This is a genomic window from Candidatus Cloacimonadota bacterium, from assembly GCA_020532355.1.
In the GTDB taxonomy this organism is placed as follows: domain Bacteria; phylum Cloacimonadota; class Cloacimonadia; order Cloacimonadales; family Cloacimonadaceae; genus UBA5456.
Genome location: JAJBBD010000107.1, coordinates 1 through 5,965, shown reverse-complemented (window position 1 = coordinate 5,965; position 5,965 = coordinate 1). Strand labels below are relative to the sequence as shown.

Sequence of the window (5,965 nt, the reverse complement as noted above, 5' to 3'; positions counted from 1 at the left end):
CTGCCGATTTTCCAACCAATTGATGGTGATTGGATAAGTATTGCGGAGCGTTTGGAATCTACGTATATGGTGGGTTATGAATCAAATTCTTACGATATACCTAAATCGAGCCTGACAATTCTCAAGTTCAATGAAGTATTGCACAGATGTACTCTTATTAAATCATTAGATCACAATGCCATGGCTAGGATGTACCTAGGGGTTGATGAACCATCTCAGTACATGGAGAAGATAGTAGACTTATTGGCGCAACTTAGCTCTGAAGAGATGAATCTACTTGAACTGGACAACATACCATGGATCAAGATAAAAGATACAAGTTTCGGTCTGAATAGAGTCATTTACCATATGCACATAACAAAAGAAATACGCTTAGTTATCGATGCATATTCATCATCATCAGAAAGCCCAGAATTCTACACTACATATAACGAATTACCAGATATACTTAAAGATAAGAGTTTAATTGATAAATTTAAGAACACCTCATTCTGGGATGAAGAGAAGATTCTGATTATCATGGGTAAACTTATTGGAGGGACATCACCATTAAACATCTTCAGGATGAGCGAAGAGGCTGATTGGAATGACTATTATCCATCAGTTGAATATGCTCTTAATGATCACGAGATTATCAGAATTTTAAACAGATGCAAACAGGACGTAAGTCCAGAGAAAATTGATAGGCTCATTAAGCCGCATTTGTTTATGAGCAACCCACCGATCCCCAAACAGATAGAGATAATGAAGTCATGGGCTGAGGCTATTGAGAGGGATTCTCCGGTCTTAGAAAGCTCTGTGATTTACACACATTTCATCACAGTAGTAATGGAGTATCTGCACGGGGGCTCTGGTCTTGATCTATTAAGGGAAATACGATTGCCCAATTCAAAAGGAGTATGGTTGCCGAGTAGTCGCTTATGCCTTAACGATACTCTTGTTAATAGAGACCATGTTTTAGAAATCAAACTCGGTGAGCTGCTTTCACATGATTACTTCGCAAACATTGTCCATAAGCCGGAACTAATCATACTGGATAATCAGACAGAGTTTGATATGGATAACTTGCTGGAATACCTAAGATTATGCAGTAGATATATAAACAAGAATCTGATTGGTGTTTTCTTGGCTTTCTTGGCAGATGGAGATCCAAAATGGAGACAATGGGCTGATTCTTATTTCTTCTCTGAAGTTAATAGTGTAGAGAGTGTAAGAAGTAGTATAAAAAAACCTTGGATTGACGAGTTTCAATTGTGCCACCAAAATAAACCAGATTATCTGGCAAACGTAATGAAAGAAATTGAAGAGAAAATATGGGATACAAAGATTAATCTGCGATTTGTAAGCCATCCTGATTCAAGTCAGGCTCATTCATTAACCGGAGATATAATTCAGTTTCAAAGTGAGCCTTCGTTACTAAGGTTTGTTCATAGAGATGATACTTCTAGGGTGGTCGACTTCGATTTCCATATGCTTGATATTGACGCCATTGGGGTGGATGGGTTGAAAAAGTGTTTGCATGATGCCCTAAATCTCCTCGTGCTAAAAGCGTATCAGTTAACCCCCAAACAGTCGCTGGTTGAATCACTGGTATGGAACCAGCTTGATGTTGATAACCAGGTTAGTATTTCCATTGTCCAGGAAATAATAAAGAGCGAAATGATGCATACCTTCAAAAGATTGAGAATCGGTCGAGAAATTGAACAGGTAAGAAAACTGGAGCAACAAGATAAGGAGATGAATTATAAAAGGGTTACAGGTAAGTTTGAATCTATCGAGGAAGCCGATAAATCATATATGGATCAACGCAGAGAATTAGAGGCTAATGTCAGTATTGCACTACACGATGAAAACGTCCAAAGAGCCATATTAAAAGGTGTGAGGCAAGAGCTTGAAAGATTCCAATATGATCTCAGTTCTATTCTGTTTGAATTGTTCCAAAACGCAGACGATGCTTGCTCTGAATTGGAAAACCTCTCTAGGAAAACTGAGAACTATACCTTTCAAGTGATTCCGAATCCCGATGATGGGACAATTACGGTTTTACATAACGGCAGATTTATCAATGAACAAGAAGGAAATATATACAGCAGCGAAATGAGTAATTATTTTAGCAACGATCTCCATAAAATGCTCACACTCAACTATTCTGACAAGCAAGGAGATTGGTTAACAGGGAAATTTGGACTTGGCTTCAAGAGTATTTACCTTGCTACAGACGAACCATGGATTGTAAGTGGAAGGCTAAATTTCAAGATTGTTGGAGGAATGTATCCTGAGCCATTGAAATCTGAGGAACTAGCAACCTTACAATGTTTTGTGAATAACAGTGATGTGACAGTTTTCAGTATTCGAACTGGGTCACCGGAGGTTTACAATAGGTTACTAAGTGTATTTGATGATTATGCATTCCTGATGCCTTTGATGAGCAAGAAGATCAAGAATGTTAGATTTGATCTCAAGGAGTTCAGCTATTCAACTGAGGAATTTTTCGAGAACATCAATATATTCACAATGGGAAGTAGCCGATTCCTGGCTTTTAAAGGCATTAGCGACTGGAATATAGTGTTCAAGATATCTGGCTGTGATTTGTCTGGTTTCGAAGATATCTGTCCAGTCTGGGTAACCGTACCAGCTCTTGGAACTCGTAGTGAGTATAAGTTTCTTATTAATGCCAATTTCAATCTAGATGTGGGGAGGAAACAGCTTGCTACATGTACTCACAATAGTGACTTAGCTCTTACTATAGGCAAGGAATTTGCCGATACAATCAAAAAACTGATAGACTCTCAGGGTAGCTTTGAGGATAAGCCATCCTTATTGGATAAGTATGGACTTGATTACAGTGGTTTATGGAAATCACTTTTCTTTCTGCTTTCTGACGGCATTAGTTGGTCAGGAGAGTTGTCGGATATTGATCGAGTTTTCTGGGAACTGGATGAAGATAATTATTTAGGGATTATTTGCTCCAATCAACTGATTCCTAATGATCTTGCAGAACCATTTTCTTGTCTTGTTAGTTTAAACGACATCAGGTACTGCATCCCTGATTATCTGAACAACTCCCAGACACTTAGTGTTTTAGAAGACTCTGGTTTGTCCAAGAAAACACTAATAAGTCAAAACATCCGAGATAGAATTGCTGGCTTACTAGACCATTTTAGCATCAAAGAACTTGATTATGAGCAGATAGCAAATGCCTTGTGTCCTGATAAACAATTGTCTCCCCAAATTGCGGAGGGGCTGGGTTCAGTCCTTATCGTGCTAGAACAGAAAATCAGTCCTGAAGTGTGGGAAACACTTGGCAGGGGATCAAGCTTTATCGCAAAGGATGGGACATGGCATCCAGCGGAGATTCTGGTGCTGGATAATGATCCTGATCTTGAGGGGTTCATATCACATTCAAAACTACTTTCCAGAGACTATGCTGATAGGGGATTATGGTTGTTTAAAAAATTCCAAGGGCAAGGCTCGATTATCTCTGACGGGATAATTTCTGCGAAGGGTATAGCCAGCCAGAAAGCAGCCTTATCATATCTGCTCAAACATTGGGATGAATACAAGGAGACTGTATTTGGAGCGGATTGGCTATTAACTCTTGACCCTGATTCTGATATCACCGATGATCTAGACGATGAGCAAAGAAAAAAGCTTGTTGAGTTGATTAGGCAGATTGCGATATGGGCATTGGGTTCCCCAATGGCTCAATACTCTTTCAAGTGGTTTAAGACAATCCTTTGGGCTTTGAACTACGGAAGAAAGGACGAGTATAAAAGTGCCAGTCAAAGTGTTAGATTCGATGCCCACAAGTTATTGAATGACAAGATAATACTACAGTTATCAATGCCCAGGCGATATATTCTTCAAAGCTATGAAACTGCCAAGAACATTAAGCTGAGCTATGGAGACAATAGTAAACCATTGACGAGTTGCAAGATTGAGAGCGTGACTCTAGCTCCTGACTATGTTGAGGTTCTATTTGATAAGCCTCTTTCAGAGTCATTAATCACAGAATTTGAGCCGAATACCCAGTTTACTTTGCATTTTGAGGATTTTGTCGATGTGTCCAGAATCTGGCAAAAGGCATATCATGACCTAAGCTATGAAGATGATGCTTGTCTGAAAAATGAGCTGAGTGAACATATTGAGTTTATCTTTGGACCTCCAGGTACCGGTAAAACATTCACTTTGGCTTCCAAACTTACAAAATTGGCAATGGATTGCGGCAATATCCTGGTGCTCGCACCCACAAATGCTGCTGCTGATGAACTCATTAATAAACTCATCGAGCAGAACTCCCCGCTTATAGATCACACTGTAAGGTTTGGTAACTGTACAAATCTAGAGATAAACAACTTGGGGATCGTATCCAACCCGGGGAAATCCAAAAAAGATGGAACAATCCTGACTGTGACGACAGCAATCCGATTTCCCTATGATGGCTATCGAATGGAGAAATTCGCCTCTACTCCCTGGGATTACATTATCTTTGATGAATCTTCCATGCTACCAGTTCACTTTGTCACCTATATCATCATAATGGCTGCTAAACATAATAAGGACTGCAAATTCATAGTAGCCGGCGATCCTCTTCAGATACCACCTATCTATAATTTTCCAGAGATTATGGACGATAGACAATTGGCTGAGAAGATGGACATGTTTAAGAGCGAAGTCGAGGAGCAAACTATCTATAGCATGGTTGGCTTGACATCTTTCCAATCAAGTGTTGAGGAGTATCAACTCAGCCCCTATGAATATCATGTTGAACAGCTTTTAATTCAAAGAAGGTGCCTGGAACCGATCGGGGAGTTGTTTAGCAAGTATTGCTATAATGGCAACATCATACATGAGGCAGATATTGATCCTGAATCAATACCTTCCCTACCGACAAGTAAACAATTCAATCCTAAACCTATAACGATCGTGAGATGCCCAGTTATCGGGGGGGATGTTTATCACTCGCGGTCGGTCAAAAAGAGCTCTACCCATCCCTATTCTGCATTGCTGGTCGTTGAATATATCAAGAGCATCGTGAATATATTGGGTGCTGAACACAGCGTTGGTATCATCTGTCCCTACAGATCACAAGCAGATCTTGTGAAAAAACTAATGGCAAAGCAGAACTTTGATAATCTCATGTATCAAGCAGATACCATTCATGGCTTTCAGGGCGGTCAGAAAGACATCGTTTTCTGCATTTTTAATACTCCCCTCAAGTATCCACCAACATCAAAAACGACACAATTCATTGCGGGTACCCAAAATGCGATTATGCTTAACAAACGATACATAATCAATGTGGGTGTCAGCCGAGCTCGTAAATATCTGTTTCTGCTGATCCCAGATTACTATAACAAAGATAACAAGACTAATATTCCGGGCTATAAAAACCTTACGGAGTTAAACGACCTGCTGGAGATTATCAAAAACCGGATAGACCCGCAATTCGTTCTCAATATACATTCAGGCATTATGGAGAAGCACATGTTTGGGACCCAATCATATATCTTGGAAAACTCGATCCTCATTCCACATGACAAGGTGAATGTCTATCAAAGATCGCCTAAGCATTATCTGATAAGTCACGACGAGAATAACATCGACGTTCAATTGGATTACCGAACGCTAGACTCAAGAGGTGAGTTGGAATCTGACTATGCTCAATCTGACAAAAAGGTGTCACAACCTGCCAAATTGGAGTCATGATTTGACAAATTGCTGGTCATTATAACAGCCTGAGGATTCCGATGATTTGACAAAAGAGTGTCACGAACTGAGGGCATTTCCACTGTTTTGTCAAATGGCTGTCACGATTTGACATTTCAGGTGTCACTTAATAATAGCCTCGGCATGTATGCAAAATGGGATAGACGAGGTCTATATGGTACGAGAATGGGTGAGAGAGTATATGAAAAAACGAGATATGTTAAGGATCCCAAGGACATTAACGAAGCGAAAGAAT

2 protein-coding genes are annotated in these 5,965 nt (G+C 39.8%); both read left to right on the top strand.

The genetic code is table 11. The features are described 5' to 3' along the window. Nucleotides 1-222: 222 nt before the first annotated feature. Nucleotides 223-5,709, top strand: a complete 5,487-nt coding sequence (locus LHW48_03765; GenBank protein ID MCB5259574.1) for an AAA domain-containing protein — start codon at nucleotides 223-225, stop codon at nucleotides 5,707-5,709. Between the two features lie 57 nt (nucleotides 5,710-5,766). Next, a partial coding sequence (locus LHW48_03760; GenBank protein ID MCB5259573.1) for a hypothetical protein occupies nucleotides 5,767-5,965 on the top strand: 199 nt, incomplete at its 3' end.

What these genes read in the sequence shown, in the direction of transcription:
- LHW48_03765 (MCB5259574.1), top strand. Translation starts at nt 223, where the DNA reads ATGGAGAAGATAGTAGACTTATTGGCGCAACTTAGCTCTGAAGAGATG.